Source organism: Agrococcus sp. SCSIO52902 (genome assembly GCF_022983135.1).
Classification (GTDB): domain Bacteria; phylum Actinomycetota; class Actinomycetes; order Actinomycetales; family Microbacteriaceae; genus Agrococcus; species Agrococcus sediminis.
The window spans coordinates 405941-422605 of the sequence record NZ_CP095269.1; the positions used below are offsets into that span (position 1 = coordinate 405941).

14 protein-coding genes are annotated in these 16665 nt (G+C 73.6%); 10 read left to right on the top strand and 4 right to left on the bottom strand.

What is annotated here, in order from left to right; translation table 11 throughout:
* Positions 1-92 precede the first annotated feature (92 nt).
* The 3 genes from MU522_RS01985 to MU522_RS01995 form a co-directional block, all read right to left on the bottom strand.
* Positions 93-1199, bottom strand: a complete 1107-nt coding sequence (locus tag MU522_RS01985) for a BMP family ABC transporter substrate-binding protein (RefSeq protein WP_225792850.1) — start codon at positions 1197-1199, stop codon at positions 93-95.
* Between the two features lie 133 nt (positions 1200-1332).
* The gene (locus MU522_RS01990) at positions 1333-2433 is read right to left on the bottom strand and encodes a BMP family ABC transporter substrate-binding protein (RefSeq protein ID WP_246992105.1); all 1101 of its coding nucleotides are present in this window, start codon (positions 2431-2433) and stop codon (positions 1333-1335) included.
* A gap of 91 nt (positions 2434-2524) precedes the next feature.
* Positions 2525-3637 carry a mannose-1-phosphate guanylyltransferase gene (locus MU522_RS01995; RefSeq protein ID WP_128188794.1) on the bottom strand — a complete coding sequence of 371 codons (1113 nt, stop codon included), beginning with the start codon at positions 3635-3637 and terminating at the stop codon, positions 2525-2527.
* A 107-nt stretch (positions 3638-3744) separates the two neighbouring features.
* Between MU522_RS01995 and MU522_RS02000 the strand changes: the two genes are divergently transcribed.
* The 8 genes from MU522_RS02000 to MU522_RS02035 all read left to right on the top strand — a co-directional run bounded on the left by MU522_RS02000 (position 3745) and on the right by MU522_RS02035 (position 13099).
* Positions 3745-4896 carry a glycosyltransferase family 1 protein gene (locus tag MU522_RS02000; RefSeq protein WP_246992107.1) on the top strand — a complete coding sequence of 384 codons (1152 nt, stop codon included), beginning with the start codon at positions 3745-3747 and terminating at the stop codon, positions 4894-4896.
* A 146-nt stretch (positions 4897-5042) separates the two neighbouring features.
* On the top strand, positions 5043-5411 hold the full coding sequence (sdhC, locus tag MU522_RS02005; RefSeq protein WP_281440034.1) for a succinate dehydrogenase, cytochrome b556 subunit: 369 nt from the start codon (positions 5043-5045) through the stop codon (positions 5409-5411).
* A complete protein-coding gene (locus MU522_RS02010) occupies positions 5411-5869 on the top strand; it encodes a succinate dehydrogenase hydrophobic membrane anchor subunit (protein ID WP_246992108.1) in 459 nt (152 codons plus the stop codon). The genes sdhC and MU522_RS02010 overlap by 1 nt, the downstream gene beginning before the upstream one ends.
* Positions 5870-5897: 28 nt before the next feature.
* Positions 5898-7685: a succinate dehydrogenase flavoprotein subunit gene (gene sdhA / locus MU522_RS02015; protein ID WP_146357873.1), complete on the top strand. Its 1788-nt coding sequence runs from the start codon at positions 5898-5900 to the stop codon at positions 7683-7685.
* Positions 7685-8608, top strand: coding sequence for a succinate dehydrogenase iron-sulfur subunit (locus MU522_RS02020; protein ID WP_225792852.1), 924 nt, complete (start codon positions 7685-7687; stop codon positions 8606-8608). The genes sdhA and MU522_RS02020 overlap by 1 nt, the downstream gene beginning before the upstream one ends.
* Positions 8609-8724: 116 nt before the next feature.
* Positions 8725-9516 carry a tryptophan-rich sensory protein gene (locus MU522_RS02025; protein ID WP_246992110.1) on the top strand — a complete coding sequence of 264 codons (792 nt, stop codon included), beginning with the start codon at positions 8725-8727 and terminating at the stop codon, positions 9514-9516.
* Positions 9517-9554: 38 nt separating this feature from the next.
* Positions 9555-11483 carry a dynamin family protein gene (locus MU522_RS02030; RefSeq protein WP_246992112.1) on the top strand — a complete coding sequence of 643 codons (1929 nt, stop codon included), beginning with the start codon at positions 9555-9557 and terminating at the stop codon, positions 11481-11483.
* Positions 11480-13099: a GTPase gene (locus tag MU522_RS02035; protein ID WP_246992121.1), complete on the top strand. Its 1620-nt coding sequence runs from the start codon at positions 11480-11482 to the stop codon at positions 13097-13099. The genes MU522_RS02030 and MU522_RS02035 overlap by 4 nt, the downstream gene beginning before the upstream one ends.
* Here the strand turns inward: MU522_RS02035 and ptsP are convergent.
* Positions 13096-14742, bottom strand: a complete 1647-nt coding sequence (gene ptsP, locus MU522_RS02040; RefSeq protein ID WP_281440013.1) for a phosphoenolpyruvate--protein phosphotransferase — start codon at positions 14740-14742, stop codon at positions 13096-13098. The two genes, MU522_RS02035 and ptsP, sit on opposite strands and share 4 nt — an antisense overlap.
* 53 nt (positions 14743-14795) lie before the next feature.
* Between ptsP and MU522_RS02045 the strand changes: the two genes are divergently transcribed.
* Together MU522_RS02045 and MU522_RS02050 are read left to right on the top strand one after the other, a co-directional pair.
* A complete protein-coding gene (locus tag MU522_RS02045; protein ID WP_246992125.1) occupies positions 14796-15761 on the top strand; it encodes a YhjD/YihY/BrkB family envelope integrity protein in 966 nt (321 codons plus the stop codon).
* Between the two features lie 70 nt (positions 15762-15831).
* Positions 15832-16662 (top strand): exodeoxyribonuclease III, encoded by an 831-nt coding sequence (locus tag MU522_RS02050; RefSeq protein ID WP_128188804.1) that lies wholly within the window; start codon positions 15832-15834, stop codon positions 16660-16662.
* The last annotated feature ends 3 nt before the right edge of the window (positions 16663-16665 follow it).

Here is a 16665-nt window from a genome sequence, read left to right on the forward strand (position 1 = left end):
CTAGTCGGATTGCGCGGGAGCCGCAGGTGCCTCGGCTCCGCTCACGCGCGTGGGGGCCGACCGGAGCCGACCCCCACGCACGTGCCTGCGGACTACTGCTGCGGGCTCGCCGGCGACTCGACCGTGATCTCGCCGGCGATGATGCCCGCGGTGATCTCGTCGAGCTGCGCCTGCAGCTCGGGGTCGACCTCACCCTCGAAGTCGTGGAACGGCGCGATGCCGACGCCCTCGTTCTCGAGCGTGCCGACGTACGGCTCGTTCGAGAACTCGCCCGCCGCGGCCTGCTCGACGACGGCCTGCGTGCCCTGCGCCATGCCCTTGAGCACCGACGTGAGGAAGAGGTCGGCGTTGTCGGGCGACGTCTCGTAGAGGTCGGCGTCGACGCCCACCATCGTGATGCCCGAGTCCTCGCCTGCGTCGCGGATGGCCTCAGCGGCCGAGAGGAAGATCGGGCCGCCGACCGGCATCAGCACGTCGGCGTTCTGGCCGATGAAGGTCTCGGCCATGGCCTTCGCCTCCACGCCGGCCTCGAAGCCGCCCGTGAACGAGCCGTTCTGCGCCTCGGGGTCCCAGCCGAGCACCTGCACGTCCGTGCCGTTCTGCTCGTTGTAGTACATGGCGCCCTCGTAGAAGCCGTCCATGAAGATCGTCACCGGCGGGATCTGGATGCCGCCCCAGGTGGCGATGATGCCCGTCTCGGTGTGCGAGGCGGCGGCGTAGCCGGCGAGGAACGCGGCCTGCGCGGTGTCGAAGACGATCGGCTGCACGTTCGGCAGGTCGATCGAGCTGTCGTCGATGATCGCGAACTGGATGTCGGGGTTCGCCTCGGCGGCGGCCGCGGTGGCCTCGGCGAGGAGGAAGCCCACGGTCACGACCATGTTGCAGCCCTGGTCGATGACGCTCGAGATGTTGGGGGCGAAGTCGGCCTCCGACTGCGACTCGACCTCGATCGCCTCGACGCCCAGGCCCTCTGCCGCCGCGCGGACGCCCTCGGCGCCGAGCTGGTTGAAGGAGCGGTCGTCGAAGCCGCCCGAGTCGGAGACGATGCAGGGCTGGATGTCGACCGTGGCGGCCGGCTCCTCGGTGGCGGGCGACGAGCCGCTGGGCGCCTCAGGGGCGGCGGCGCAGCCGGCGAGCAGCAGCATCGCGCCGACGGCGATGGCGCCGCCGCGCGCGGCGGTACGGGTGAACTTCCTCAAGGGATCCTCCAGTGCAAAGGATGCTCGCCGCGACGCGGCTGAGCGCATGATGGTTGAGCATACGGCCGCGCGACGGCGGTTCGAGACGGTCTGAGGGCACCGCAACGCAATCGTTGCAATCCCGAAACCGCGGTCACGGGCTCGAGGGCGACTCCACCGTGATCTCGCCGGCGATGATCTGCTCGCGCAGCGCATCCAGCTCGGCCTTCGTCTCGTCGCTGACCCGGTCGTCGAGGTCGTGGAAGGGGGCGATGTCGACGCCGCCGTTCTCGAGCGTGCCGATGATGGGCTCGTCGGAGATCGTGCCGTCGGCGGCGTCGGTGACCGCGCCCACCACCGCGTCCTCGGTGTTCTTCAGCACGCTCGTGAGCAGCAGCGGCCGGAACTCCTCCGGCAGGGTGTCGTAGCCGTCGTTGTCGACCCAGAGCACGAGCACCTCGCCGCCCGCGTCGAGCGAGGCGCGGAACGCGCCCTCCCCCACCTGGCCGGCGACCGGCAGGATCACGTCGGCGCCCTGCGCGATGAAGGCCTGCGTCTGCGACTGCCCGAGGCTGACGTTCTCGAAGTCGCCCGTGAAGGTGCCGTCCTGGGACTCCGGGTCCCAGCCGAGCAGCTGCACGTCGGCGCCCTTCGCCTCGTTGAACGCGTCGATGCCGGCGGCGAAGCCGTCCATGAAGAGGGTGACGGGCGGCTGGTTGCCGCCGCCGAAGGTGGCGACCGTGCCCGTCTCGCTGACGGATGCGGCGGCGTAGCCGGCGAGGAAGGCCGCCTGCGCGGTGTCGAACACGATCGAGCGCACGTTGGGCGCCTCGACGATCTCGTCGACGATCGCGAACTGCACGTCGGGGTTCGCCTCCGCCTGCTCGGCGGTCGCGGCGGCCAGCTCGTAGCCGACGGTGAGCACGAAGCCGCACCCGGTGTCGACGGCGGCCTGGACGTTGGGCGCGAGGTCGCTCTCGGTGGTGGAGACGAGCACGTTCGCCTCGACGCCGAGCTCCTCCTGCGCGCGCTCCATGCCCGCCCAGCTCGTCTCGTTGAAGGAGCGGTCGTTGAGGCCGCCGGAGTTCGTGACCATCTGCGCGCACTCGAGCGACTGCTCGGGGGCGTCGCTCGCGCCGGGCGCCGCGGTCTCGGCGGGCGGCGGCGCCGAGCAGCCGGCGAGCAGCAGCAGGGCTGCCAGCGCCGGGGCGGCGAGGACGGTGGCGGCCCTGGCGGGCGAGAGCGTGCGGGACACGGCGACTCCTTCGTGCGGTGGCGCAATGGTAACCGCCATGGCGCGTGCGGGCACCCTGCGATCGCCGCGCCCGCGCGCGCAGGGCGCGGCGTCAGAGGGCGTCGGCGTTGCCCGAGCGGCGCACCGCGTCGACGACCTGCTTCACGCGCTGCGCGTTGTCGGTCGTCGTCACGAGCAGGGCGTCGGGGGTGTCCACGATCACGACGTCCTGGATGCCGACCACCGAGATGATGCGCTTCGACTGCGAGACGACGATGCCCGAGGCGGAGTCGGCGAGCACGGTGCCCTCGCTCCCGAGGATCGCGAGGCGGCCGCGCCGGCCGCCGTTGTGCAGCTTCGCGACGGCCGAGAAGTCGCCCACGTCGTCCCAGTCGAAGTCGCCCGGCACCACGACGAGGCGCCCGCGCTCGGCCGCGGGCTCGGCGACCGCGTAGTCGATCGCGATCTTCTTCAGCTGCGGCCAGAGCCGGTCCACCGCCGGGCCGCGGCGGGCCGGCTCGTCCCAGGCCTCGGCGAGCTCCTCGATCTGGGCGGCGAGCTCGGGCTCGCCGATCGCGAGCTCGGCGAGCAGCACGTCGGCGCGCGCGATGAACATGCCGGCGTTCCAGAGGTGGTGGCCGCCGGCGAGGTACTGCCTCGCGACCTCGGCCGAGGGCTTCTCGACGAACGCGCTCACGGCCGCCGCGTGCGGCGCATCCGCGATCCCCGCCGGCTCGCCGGCGCGGATGTAGCCGAAGCCGATCGCGGGCTCCGTGGGGGTGATGCCGATGGTGGCGATGAAGCCGGCGCGCGCCGCCGCGGCCGCCTCCTGCACCGCGCGCCGGAACGCGCGCTCGTCATGGATCACGTGGTCGGCGGCGAACGAGCCGACGATCACGTCGGGCTCGCGCCGGCGGAGGATGGCCGCGGCGAGCGCGATCGCCACGGTGGAGTCGCGCGGGTCGGCCTCGAGCACGATGCTCGCGTCGTCGAGCTCGGGGATCTGCGCCTCGACGGCGGAGCGGTGGGCGCGGCCGGTGACGACCATCGTGCGCCCCGGTCCCGACAGCGGCACGACCCGGTCGTAGGTGGCGCGCAGCAGCGTCTTGCCGCTGCCGGTGAGGTCGTGGAGGAACTTCGGCGCATCGGCGCGCGACAGCGGCCACAGCCGAGAGCCCGCGCCGCCGGCGGGGATGATGCTGAAGAAGTCGTCGATCGCCGTCACGGTGCGAGCCTAGCCAGCGGTGGGCGGCCGGCCGCCGCCCGGGGTGTTCACGCGCCGTTCACCGCGCGCTTCCAGCCTCGGCCGCGCCGCCGACGTACGGTTGCCCCGTGCGCATCGAGCGGGTGGCCATCGTGACGGAGAGCTTCCTCCCCACCGTCAACGGCGTCACGACCTCCGTCTGCCGGGTGCTCGACCACCTGGTCGACACCGGCCGCGAGGCGATGGTCATCACCCCCCGGTGCGGCGCGCCCATGCACTACCGCGGCGTGCCGGTGCACGAGGTGCCCTCGTTCGCCTACCGCCAGTTCCCGGTCGGGCTGCCGAGCCCGCAGGTCGCGTCGCTCCTCGCGCGCTTCCAGCCAGACGTGCTGCACGCCGCGAGCCCCTTCATGCTCGGCGGCCAGGCGATCGCCGAGGCCGCGCGCATCGGCCTGCCGAGCGTGGCGATCTACCAGACCGACGTGGCCGGCTTCGCCCGCCGCAACCGGCTCGGCGCCGGCGCCGCCTTCGCGTGGCGGATCATCCGGCGCATCCACAACGCCGCCGACCGCACGCTCGCTCCCTCGACCGCGGCGATCGCCGACCTCGAGGAGGCGGGCGTGAAGCGCGTGCACCCGTGGGTGCGCGGCGTCGACCTCGACGGCTTCCACCCCGACAACCGCCAGTGCCCGGCCGCCGCGGCGCTGCGCCGCCGCATCGCGCCCCACGGCGAGGCGATCGTCGGCTACGTCGGCCGCGTCGCGCCCGAGAAAGGCCTCGACCGGCTGCGGGCGCTCGAGGGCGTGCCGGGCATCCGCGTCGTGATCGTCGGCGACGGCCCCGGCATGGCCGAGACGCGCTCACGGCTCTCGCGGCTGCGGCCGCTCTTCCTCGGCCAGCTGCACGGCGACGCGCTCCGCGCGGCCTACGCCGCGATGGACGTCTTCGTGCACACCGGCGCCGAGGAGACGTTCGGCCAGACCCTGCAGGAGGCTGCCGCGAGCGGCCTGCCGGTCGTCGCGCCCCGCGCGGGCGGGCCCATCGACCTCGTGGACCACGGCACCACCGGCCTCCTCTTCGCGCCCGACGACGCATCCGCCCTCCGCGGCGCGGTGGCGGCGCTCGCCGCCGACCCGGCGATGCGGGCGCGGATGGGCGAGGCCGGCCGCCGCCGCGTGCTCGGCCGGTCGTGGCACGCGGTCGCCGACCAGCTGCTCGAGCACTACGAGGCGGCGGCGCGGCGCGCGCTCCGCGGCGCGGGCGGGCTCGTCGACGCCTAGCGCGACGGGCCGACGGCGTCGGCGGGCGGGCATAGGATGGATGCACCTTGCCCGGTCGACCAACGGAGGGAACGCGCGTGTCTGAGACATCGAGCAGCCTCACCCTCCCCGACCCCAAGCCCCAGAGGACCACGTTCAGCGGCACGCTGTATCGCGGCAACGAGGGCATGTGGTCGTGGGTGCTCCACCGCATCACCGGTGTGGCGATCTACTTCTTCCTGCTCGTGCACGTGCTCGACACGTCGCTGATCCGCGTGAGCCCGGAAGCGTACAACGCGGTGATGGAGTCGTACAAGAACCCGATCATGGGCCTGGGCGAGGTGGCGCTCGTGGGCGCCGTCGTGCTGCACGCGATGAACGGGCTGCGCATCATCCTCGTCGACGTGTGGCCGTGGGCCACGCGCCACCAGCGCCTGCTGTTCTGGATCGTGATGGGCGTCGTCGTCGCGCTGATGCTGTACTTCACGCCGAACCACCTGGTGAACGTGTTCTCGCCGGCCGAGGGGGGCGAGTGATGAGCACCACGATCGAGAGCCCCAACTACGCCTACCCGGCGCGCTCGAAGGGCCGTCGCGGCCCCAACCTCGAGAAGGCCGGCTGGATCTTCATGCGCGCCTCGGGCGTCGTGCTCGTCGTGCTGATCTTCGGCCACCTCGCCTACAACCTGCTCTGGACGCCGGGCGGCATCCACGCCATCGACTTCGGCTTCGTGGGCGGCAAGCTCGCCGACCCGTTCTGGCAGTGGTGGGACGTCACGATGCTGTGGCTTGCGATCCTCCACGGCTCGAACGGCATGCGCACGATCGTCAACGACTACGTGCACAAGCCCGCGATCCGCACGGCCGCCATCGGCGCGATCGGCGTCGCCGCCGCGGTGCTGATCATCCTCGGCACGCTCATCACCTTCACGTTCGACCCCTGCCCGACGGCCGCCGACCCCGCGCTGCTGCCGGAGTTCTGCGCGTCGCTCTAGTCGAGATCTACGGAGACCCCCACCTTCCATGGCTGATCACAGTTCCGTCACCGACGGCATCCACTACCACCAGCACGATGTCGTCATCGTCGGGGCCGGCGGCGCCGGCATGCGCGCGGCGATCGAGGCGGCGCCCAAGGCGTCGACCGCGGTCATCACGAAGCTCTACCCGACGCGCTCCCACACGGGTGCGGCGCAGGGCGGCATGGCCGCGGCGCTCGCCAACGTGGAGGAGGACAGCAACGAGTGGCACACGTACGACACCGTCAAGGGCGGTGACTACCTCACCGACCAGGACTCCGCCGAGATCCTGACGCGCGAGGCGATCGACGCGGTCTACGACCTCGAGAACATGGGCCTGCCGTTCAACCGCACGCCCGACGGCAAGATCGACCAGCGGCGCTTCGGCGGCCACACGCGCGACCACGGCAAGGCGCCCGTGCGCCGCGCCTGCTACGCGGCCGACCGCACCGGCCACATGATCCTGCAGACGCTCTACCAGAACTGCGTCAAGCACGGCGTCGAGTTCTTCAACGAGTTCTACGCTCTCGACCTGATCATGGCCGAGGTCGACGGCGTCAAGCGCGTCTCGGGCGTCGTCGCCTACGAGCTCGCGACCGGCGAGATCCACGTCTTCCAGGGCAAGTCGGTCGTCTTCGCCACCGGCGGCTTCGGCAAGATCTACAAGACCACCTCCAACGCGCACACCCTCACGGGCGACGGCGTCGGCATCGTGTGGCGCCAGGGCCTGCCGCTCGAGGACATGGAGTTCTACCAGTTCCACCCGACGGGCCTCGCGGGCCTCGGCATCCTCCTCACCGAGGGCGCGCGGGGCGAGGGCGCGATCCTGCGCAACGCCTCCGGCGAGCGCTTCATGGAGCGCTACGCCCCCACCATCAAGGACCTCGCGCCGCGCGACATCGTCGCCCGCTCGATGGTGCAGGAGGTGCTCGACGGCCGCGGCGCGGGCCCCAACAAGGACTACGTCTACCTCGACTGCACCCACCTCGGCGCCGAGGTGCTCGAGACGAAGCTGCCCGACATCACCGAGTTCGCCCGCACCTACCTCGGCGTCGACCCGGTGGTCGAGCGCGTGCCCGTCTACCCCACCGCGCACTACGCGATGGGCGGCATCCCCACCAACAACGACGCGCAGGTGCTGAGCGACAACGAGACCGTCATCCCGGGCCTCTACGCCGCCGGCGAGTGCGCGTGCGTGTCGGTGCACGGCGCCAACCGCCTCGGCACGAACTCGCTGCTCGACATCAACGTCTTCGGCAAGCGCGCCGGCAACAACGCCGTCGCGTACGCGCAGACGGCCGACTTCGTCGACCTGCCCGCGGACGCCGCGGACGGCGTCGTGAAGATGCTCGCCCAGCTGCGCGAGGGCGAGGGCACCGAGTCGGTCGCCGAGATCCGCAAGGCGCTGCAGGAGACGATGGACCGGAACGCCCAGGTGTTCCGCACCGAGGAGACGCTGCAGACGGCGCTCGCCGACATCGCCGCCCTGCGCGAGCGCTACCCGAACGTGCGCATCCACGACCGCGGCCGGCGCTTCAACACCGACCTGCTCGAGGCCGTCGAGCTGGGCTTCCTGCTCGACCTCGCCGAGGTGGTGGTCGTCTCGGCGATCAACCGCAAGGAGTCGCGCGGCGCCCACATGCGCGACGACTACCCGACGCGCGACGACGTGAACTACATGCAGCACACGATGGCGTACCGGACCGACGCCGAGACGGGAGCCAGCCAGGGCATCCGCCTCGACTGGAAGCCCGTGCGCGTCACCCACTACCAGCCGACGGAGCGGAAGTACTGATGGCCGAGAGCGAGCAGAAGAACGAGAACAGCGCCGGCTTCGAGCGCGAGGCCGAGACCGGCGACCCCGCCGCGCAGGCCGACGCCGCCGTCGAGGCGACGACGGCCGACGCCGAGAGCGCGATGTCCTCGAGCGGCACGAGCGCCGCGCCGGTCGACTCCGCGGCCGAGGCCGCCGACCGCCCGGTCGAGGCCGCGCCGGTCGAGGTGCCCGAGAGCTTCACCGTCACGCTCATCGTGCGCCGCTACGACCCCGAGGTCGACGACGAGCCGCGCTGGGTCGACTACGACGTCCAGATGTACCAGACGGAGCGCATCCTCGACGCCCTGCACCGCATCAAGTGGGAGCAGGACCCGTCGCTCGCCTTCCGCCGCTCGTGCGCGCACGGCGTGTGCGGCTCCGACGCGATGCGCATCAACGGCAAGAACCGCCTCGCCTGCAAGGCGCTCGTGAAGGACTTCGACATCTCGAAGCCCATCTACGTCGAGGCGATCAAGGGCCTGCCGCTCGAGAAGGACCTCATCGTCGACATGGAGCCGTTCTTCGACTCCTTCCGCGAGATCCAGCCGTTCCTGCAGGCCTCGGGCAAGCCCGAGAAGGAGCGCCACCAGACGATCGCGCAGCGCGAGCGCTTCGACGACACCACGAAGTGCATCCTCTGCGCCGCGTGCACGACCTCGTGCCCGGTGTTCTGGACCGACGGCCAGTACTTCGGCCCGGCGGCGATCGTGAACGCGCACCGCTTCATCTTCGACAGCCGCGACGAGGCGAGCCAGGTGCGCCTCGACATCCTCAACGACCGCGAGGGCGTGTGGCGCTGCCGCACCACCTTCAACTGCACGGATGCGTGCCCGCGCGGCATCCAGGTGACGAAGGCGATCGCCGAGGTCAAGCAGGCGATGCTGACGGGCGTCAAGCTCTAGGCGAGCGCCCGCCTCTCGAGGGCCCGCTCCCGACCACCATCGGTCGGAGGCGGGCCCTCGGCACATCCACGGCGACCGCTCGTCGAATAGTTAGCCTGGCAATGTAGTCTGCGTGCATGGACCGCACCTCGACGCTCGACCGCATCCGCCCCTGGGCCGTGCTCATCGCGCTGCCGGTGACGCTCGCGATGGCCGCGCTCGGCTCGGGCGCGTTCGGCGGCGCCGAGGTGCAGGCCTCCTCGAGCGGCGCGCTCGCGGCGGACGCGACGCCGCTCGCGCCCGCGAGCCCGGCCTTCTCGATCTGGTCGGTCATCTACCTCGGGTTCGCCGTCTACGCGGTCTGGCAGGTGCTGCCCGCCCAGCGCCACGACCGCCGGCAGCGCGCGATCGGCTGGCTCGCGGTGGCCTCGCTCGTGCTGAACGCCGCGTGGATCCTGTGCGCGCAGGCGGGGCTGCTGCCGGTGACGGTCGTCGTGATCGTCGTGCTGCTGGCGGTGCTGGCCGCGATCTTCGAGCTGCTGTGCCGCATCCGGCCCGCCTCGCGCCTCGAGGCGGTCGTCGTCGACGGCACCTTCGGCCTCTACCTGGGCTGGGTGTCGGTCGCGACGGTCGCGAACATCGCGGCCTGGCTCGCGGATGCGGGGGTGAGGCCGGAGCCGTTCGAGCCGCTCGCGATCGTGGTGCTGGCGGTCGTCGCGCTCGTCGGCGCGCTGATCGCCGCCCGCGGCGGCGGCCGCATCGCCCCGGCGCTCGCCATGCTCTGGGGGCTGTCGTGGATCGGGATCGGGCGCGCGCTCGGCGAGCCGGCGTCGTTCCCCGTCGCGGTCGCCGCCGCGGCGGTGTGCGTGGCGATCGGCGCCGCAACGGTCATCGCGCGGCTGCGGCGGGTGCCGGCGCCGATCAGGTAGCCCGGGCGACGCTCGGGCTCGTGGGGCAGACTGGCGGCGTGACCGACGCCACCATCGCCGCCCTCGACCGGCTCGACGCCCTGCGCGACGCCCTCGACGGCGTGGCCCTGCCGCTGTCGGTGGCTGGCGCCGACGCCGCGCGCGACGCGCGGAGGGCGGCCGTGCGGCAGATCGACGACTACATCCAGCCGCGCCTCAGCCACCTCGACGCACCGCTGCTCGCAGTCGTCGGCGGCTCGACCGGCGCCGGCAAGTCGACGCTCGTGAACGCGCTCGTGGGCCATCCCGTCACCCGCACCGGGGTCATCCGCCCCACCACCCGGCAGCCGATCCTGCTGCACTCCCCCGCCGACGCCGGCTGGTTCGGCTCGACGCGCATCCTGCCCGGCCTCGCGCGGGTGCGCGGCGTCGTGCGCGAGGCGCCCGCGAGCGAGGCGGGCGACGAGCCCGACGCCGCGCTCATCGGCTCGGTCGTGCTCGTCGCCGACGAGCGCGTGCCGCGCGACCTCGCGATCCTCGACGCGCCCGACGTCGACTCGATCGCCGACGAGAACCGCGCGCTCGCCGCGCAGCTGCTCGCCGCCGCCGACCTGTGGCTCTTCTCGACCACCGCCAACCGCTACGCCGACGCCGTGCCGTGGAAGCTGCTCGACGACGCCGCCGCCCGCGACATCACCGTCGGCGTCGTGCTGAACCGGGTGCCGCCCGGCGCCGAGGCCGAGGTGGAGGCCGACCTGCGCCAGATGCTCGCCGTGCGGGGGCTCGCCGACGCGCCGGTCTTCGTGATCGCGGAGTCGCCGCTCGACGGTCGCGGCATGCTCCCCGATGCCGCGACCGAGGCGATCCGCGGCTGGCTGACCGGCATCGCCGGCGACCGCGCCGAGCGGGCCCGCATCGCCGGCCGCACGCTCGCGGGCACGGTCGAGCGGCTCGGCGTCACGGCGCGCGCCGTCGCCGACGCGCGCGACGAGCAGCTGGTGGTCGCGCAGGACCTCCGCGACACGGTGCGCACCGCGCACGCCGACGCCGCCGAGCGCGTCACCGACGCGACGCGCGACGGCGTGCTGCTGCGCGGCGAGGTGCTCGCCCGCTGGCAGGACTTCGTCGGCACCTCCGACGTGTTCCGCACCGTCGAGTCCTGGTACTCCCGCACCCGCGACCAGGTCGTCGCGTGGTTCCAGGGCAAGCCCCCGCCCGCGGTGGAGGTCGAGCACGAGATCGAGAGCGGCCTGCATGCGGTCATGGTCGACGAGGCCGGCCGCGCCGCCTCCGACGCGTGGCAGCGCGTGCGGCACAGCGCCGTCGGCCGGCAGCTCACGAGCGGCGCCGACCTCGCGCATCCGTCGCCCGACCTCTCGGAGCGCGCCGCGACGCTCGTGCGCGACTGGCAGCAGGCGCTCATGGAGCTCATCACCGAGCAGGCCGCCGGCAAGCGCACCAAGGCGCGGGTGATGTCGCTCGGGCTCAACGTGATCACGGTGGCGCTCATGGTCGTGGTGTTCGCGTCGACCGGCGGGCTCACCGGCGGCGAGCTCGCGATCGCCGGCGGCTCGGCGGTCGTCGGGCAGAAGCTGCTCGAGACGATCTTCGGCGAGGACGCAGTGCGGCGACTGGCCGCGCAGGCGCGCGACGACCTCGAGACCCGGGTGCGCGCGCTGCTCGAGCGGGAGGCGTCGCGCTGGGATGCGCTGCTCGCGCCCGTGGAGGCGGGCACGGCGGCGGATGCGCTGCGGGACGCGGCGACGGAGCTCGAGACCGCGATGGCGGCCGTCGGGCGCGCCGACGGACGCACCGACGAGCGGCCCTCGCGGGCGCTGCAGCCGAGCGACCTCGTCGAGGGCGAGGCGCTCGACGACGACGCCGAGCCGCCGGTCGACGGGGAGGCCGACGACGTGCGCGAGCTCGAGCCGGGCCCGCACGCCGCCGACGAGCGCGAGCGCGACGACCGCCCTGGGGCGCCGCGATGAGCGAGCCGACCGTCGACGCGCTGCTCGGCGCGCTCTCGGAGGCGGCCGAGCTCGGCGCAGGCCGCGTGCCGGAGGCCGAGCTCGAGGCGGTGCGCCGCATCGCCGCGAGCGCCGGCGAGCGCCGCGCGCTGTCCTCCGAGCACACCGTCGTCGGCCTGTTCGGCGCGACCGGATCCGGCAAGTCGTCGCTCATGAACGCGCTGGCGGGCGAGGCGCTCGCGCGCACCCACGTGCGGCGGCCGACCACCTCGGAGCCGCTCGCGGCCGTCTGGAACCCCCGCGGCGCATCCGCCCTGCTCGACTGGCTGCAGGTGCGCGACCGGCGCATCATGGAGCGGCCCTTCGCCGCCGGCCAGGAGCTGTCGCTCATCGTGCTCGACCTGCCCGACTTCGACTCGGTCGCGCTCGAGCACCGCGCGATCGCCGAGCGGCTCGCCGGCCAGGTCGACGTGCTCGTCTGGGTCGTCGACCCGCAGAAGTACGCCGACGCCGTCATCCACCGCGACTTCATCGCGCCGCTCGCGACGCACGCGGCGGTGACTGCGGCGGTGCTCAACCAGGTCGACCGGCTGCCGGCCGACGAGGTGCAGCACGTCGTCGGCTCGCTGCGCGGGCTGCTGCGCCGCGACGGGCTCGAGGGCGTGCGGGTGCTGCCGGTCTCGGCCGTCACCGGCGAGGGCATCGACGACCTGCGGGCGCTCATCGCGCGCTTCGCCGCCGATCGGAAGGCGGCCTCGCAGCGCCTCGCCGCCGACATCCGCGGCATCGCCGGCAGGCTCGAGCAGTCGGGCGTGCCGGGCAAGGTGCGCTCGGCCGACGTGCAGCAGCTCGAGCGGGGCCTCGGCGCCGCCGCGAACGTCGAGGCGGTCGCGCAGGCGGTCGCCGGCAGCTACCGCAAGCGCGCCGGCCAGGTGACCGGCTGGCCGCTCACGGCGTGGATGCTGCGGCTCGCGCCCGACCCGCTGCGACGGCTGCACCTCGCGCTCGGCCGCGAGCGCGGCCGCGACGCCGAGGTGCACCGCACCGGCATGCCGCCCATGAGCGCCGCGCAGCGCGCACAGGCGGGCACCGCGGTGCGCGCCTACGCCGGCGCGGCCGCGACGGGACTCGGTGAGGGCTGGTCGGCCGCGATCCACGAGCACGCGGCGGATGCGCTCGAGCGGCTCCCGGCGGAGCTCGACCGGGCGGTCGCCCGCACCGACCTCGGCGCGCGCGGCTCCTGGTGGTGGCCGCTCCTCGCCGCGATCCAGTGGATCGCGCTGCTCGCGGCGGTCGTGAGCGGCATCTGGCTGCTGCTGCCCGTGCTGCTGCCGCTGTGGGGCATGGTCGCGCCGACGATCCCGCAGGTCGAGGGCACGGCGACATGGCTCGACGGCTGGCCGGTGCCGCTCGTGGGGCTCATCGGCGGGGTGCTCCTCGGCATCGTGCTCGGCCTCGTGGGCGCGCTCATCGGTGGTGCGGTCGGCGCGTCCCGGCGCGCGCGGGCGCGGCGCCGGCTGCGCAAGCAGGTGCATGCCGTCGCCCAGGAGGTCGTGGTGCTGCCGATCGAGGGCGAGCGGGAGCGCGCCCGGGAGTTCGCCGTCGCGGTCGCCCGCGCGGCCGGGCGGAAGCGCTAGGCGGCAGCCGCCGCCCTCGCGCCGGCCGCCGAGCGGGCTGCGACGGCCCGAGCGGCGCGCTCGCGCGCCTCGTCGAGCGTCACGGTCAGCAGCTCGGCGCGCACGTCGGCGAGCGCCGAGGCGCTCATCGACAGCGACGTCACGCCGAGGCCGACGAGCACGACCGCGAGCGCCGGATCCGCCGCGGCCTCGCCGCACACCCCCACGGGCTTGCCGGCCTTCGCCCCGGCCTCGCCGAGCATCCCCACCAGCCGCAGCACCGCCGGGTGCCACGGGTCCTGGAAGGCGGCGACGGAGCCGAGCTGCCGGTCGGCGGCGAGCGTGTACTGCGTCAGGTCGTTCGTGCCGATCGAGACGAAGTCGGCCACCTCGAGCACCTGGTCGGCGACGACCGCGATCGACGGCACCTCGGCCATCGCGCCGACCGTGCGGAGCCCCAGCTCGCGCCCGAGCGCGACGAAGTACTCGGTCTCCTCGACGTCGGCGATCATCGGGGCCATCACCCACAGCTCCGCCTCGGTCGCCGCCTGCGCGTCCGCGAGCGCCGTGAGCTGGTCGCGCAGGATCTGCTCGGTCGCCCGCAGCGCGCGGATGCCCCTGAGGCCGAGCGCCGGGTTCTCCTCGTGGGCGTCGTTCAGGAACGGCAGCGGCTTGTCGGCGCCGGCGTCGAGCACGCGCGCGACGACCTTCTTGCCGGGGAACGCCTGCAGCAGCTCGGTGTAGGCGGCGGTCTGCGCCTCGACGCTCGGCGCGCTCGACGAGTCGAGGAAGAGGAACTCGGTGCGGAAGAGCCCCACGCCCTCCGCGCCCAGCGCGACAGCCGCGGGCGCGTCCTTCGGCGAGCCCACGTTCGCGAGCAGCGGCACCTTCGTGCCGTCGGCGAGGGCGCCCTCGGTGATGGGCGCGCTCGAGGCGGCCGCCCGCGACTCGCGCTCGACGAGGGCGGCGGCGACGGATGCGTCGTCCGGGTCGAGCACGACGGTGCCGGCCCGCGCGTCGACGATCATGCGCTGGCCGTCGGCGACCGCCGACAGCAGCCCCACGACCCCGACGACCGCGGGCAGCGACTTGGAGCGGGCGAGGATCGCCGTGTGCGACGTGGGGCCGCCCTCCTCGGTCACGAGGGCGAGCGTGCGCTCGAGGTCGAGGGTCGCCGTGTCGGCGGGCGCGAGGTCGCGCGCGACGAGGATGAACGGCTCGTCGGACTGCGGCACGCCCGGCGCCGCGACGCCGCGGAGGCGCGCGACGACGCGCTGGGCGACGTCGTCGAGGTCGGTCGCGCGCTCGGCCATGTAGCCGCCCATCGCCGTGAGCATGTCGCGGAACGCGCCGTAGGCATCCCACGTCGCGCGCTCGGCGTTCGCGCCGCCGTCGAGCCGCGCGCGCACGTCGTCGAGGATGGCCGGGTCCTGCGCCATGAGCGCGGCGGCCTCGAGCACCTCCTGCGCGTCGCCGCCCGCGGCGGCCGCGCGCGCCTGCAGCTCGTGCGCGACGCCCTCGAGCGCCTGCCGCACGCGCTCGTGCTCGGCGCCGGCGTCGGCGGCGAGCGGCTCGTCGCTCGGCGGGGCCAGGGGCTCCGGCATCCGCAGCACCTTCGCGACAGCGATGCCCCGACCGACTCCGACCCCTGAGAGCGCACCCATCCCGCCACACTACGCTGGGCCCTCTGCCCGCCACGACCCCGACCGGAGGCACCATGAAGCCGCTGCTGGAGCGCGTGATGCGGTCGTGGCCGGTGCGGGCGTGGCAGCGCTACAGCGAGCAGCGCGGCCCCGTGCTCGCGCAGGGCATGACCCTCCAGGCGTTCCTGTCGCTGTTCGCGGCGCTGTTCGTCGCGTTCGCGATCTTCATGGCGGTGCTGGGCGGCAACGTGGCGCTCCGCGAGGCCGTGATCGACTCGATCTCGTCGTCGATCCCCGGGCTCATCGGCGAGGGCGGCGCGCTCGACGTCGAGCAGCTCACCGGCTCGACGATCGTCGGCTGGGCGGGCGCCATCGCCGCCGCCTCGATCCTGATCACCGCGATCGCCTGGATCGGCGTGAGCCGCGAGGGCTTCCGCGCGATGTTCGACCTCGGCGCCCCGCCGTCGAACGTCATCCTGCTGAAGCTCGGCGACCTCGGCGTCGCGCTCGGCATCGGCCTGCTCGTCGTCGTCTCCTCCGGGCTGCTCGTCGTCACGCAGACGCTCGCCGACGCGCTCGGCCTCGGCTGGGCGGGCCGGGTGCTCGGCTTCGCCATCCAGCTGCTGCTCGACACCGGCATCGTGCTGCTGCTGTTCCGCTTCGGCGGCCGGCTGCGGCTGCCCGCCAAGCAGGTCGTGCTCGCCGCCCTCGCCTGCGCGGTGGCCTTCCAGGTGCTCAAGCTGCTCGCGTCGCTGCTGTTCGGCGCGGTCGAGAACAACCCGCTGCTCGCCGGCGTCGCCGCGGTCGTGATCATCCTCATCTGGCTCGGCTTCATCATGCAGATCCTGCTCGTGGCGCTCGCGTTCGTCGCGGTCACGCCCACCGGCCGCGCCTACACGCGGCTCGTCGAGGCGGGCGGCATCGATGCGCGCCTGAGCCCCGCGCAGGCGAAGGAGCTGCTCGTCGAGGTGCAGGCCAACCGGCGCGAGGGCGGCGGCCACGCCCGGCTCCACAAGCGGCTCGCGCGGCGCATCCGCTGACCTCCTCCCGCCACTTCGGGCGGGCCCCGGCCGTCCGGCACCCCCGTGCCCGCTCGGTAGGCTCGAGGGCATGGTCCGCATCGCCTCCGTCAACGTCAACGGCGTGCGCGCCGCATTCCGCAAGGGCATGGGCGAGTGGCTCGAGGCCGGCGGCTTCGACATCGTGGCGCTCCAGGAGGTGCGCGCGCTCGACGAGGACCTCCTGCCGCTCGTGCCCGGCTGGCACGTGCTGCACGACCCGGCCACCGCGAAGGGCCGCGCCGGCGTCGCCGTGCTCTCGCGCGAGCCGTCGATCGAGCACCGCACCGACATCGGGCTGAAGACCTTCGACACGAAGGGGCGCTGGCTCGAGGCCGACTTCCTCCTCGGCGAGACGCTGCTCACAGTCGTCTCCGCCTACGTGCACTCGGGCGGCGAGGTCGGCAGCGAGAAGCAGGACGCGAAGTTCCGCTTCCTCGAGTCGATGGCGAAGCGCCTGCCGCAGCTGCGCTCGCACGCCGAGCACGCCGTGGTCATGGGCGACTTCAACGTCGGCCACACGCCGCTCGACATCAAGAACTGGCGCGGCAACCAGAAGAACGCGGGCTTCCTGCCCGAGGAGCGCAGCCACCTCGACCGCTTCTTCGGCACCGGCATGGTGACCGGCGTCGACGGCCGGCGCGGCCGCGGCCACGGATGGGTCGACGTGGGCCGAGCCGCGCATCCGGGCGTCGACGGCCCCTACACCTGGTGGTCGCAGCGCGGCAAGGCGTTCGACACCGACACCGGCTGGCGCATCGACTACCACATGGCCTCGCCCGCCCTCGCGGCGGTCGCCCGCGACTACCGCATCGATCGCGCGAGCGCGTGGGACACCCGATGGTCCGACCACGCCCCCGTCATCGTCGACTACGACCTGTGATCA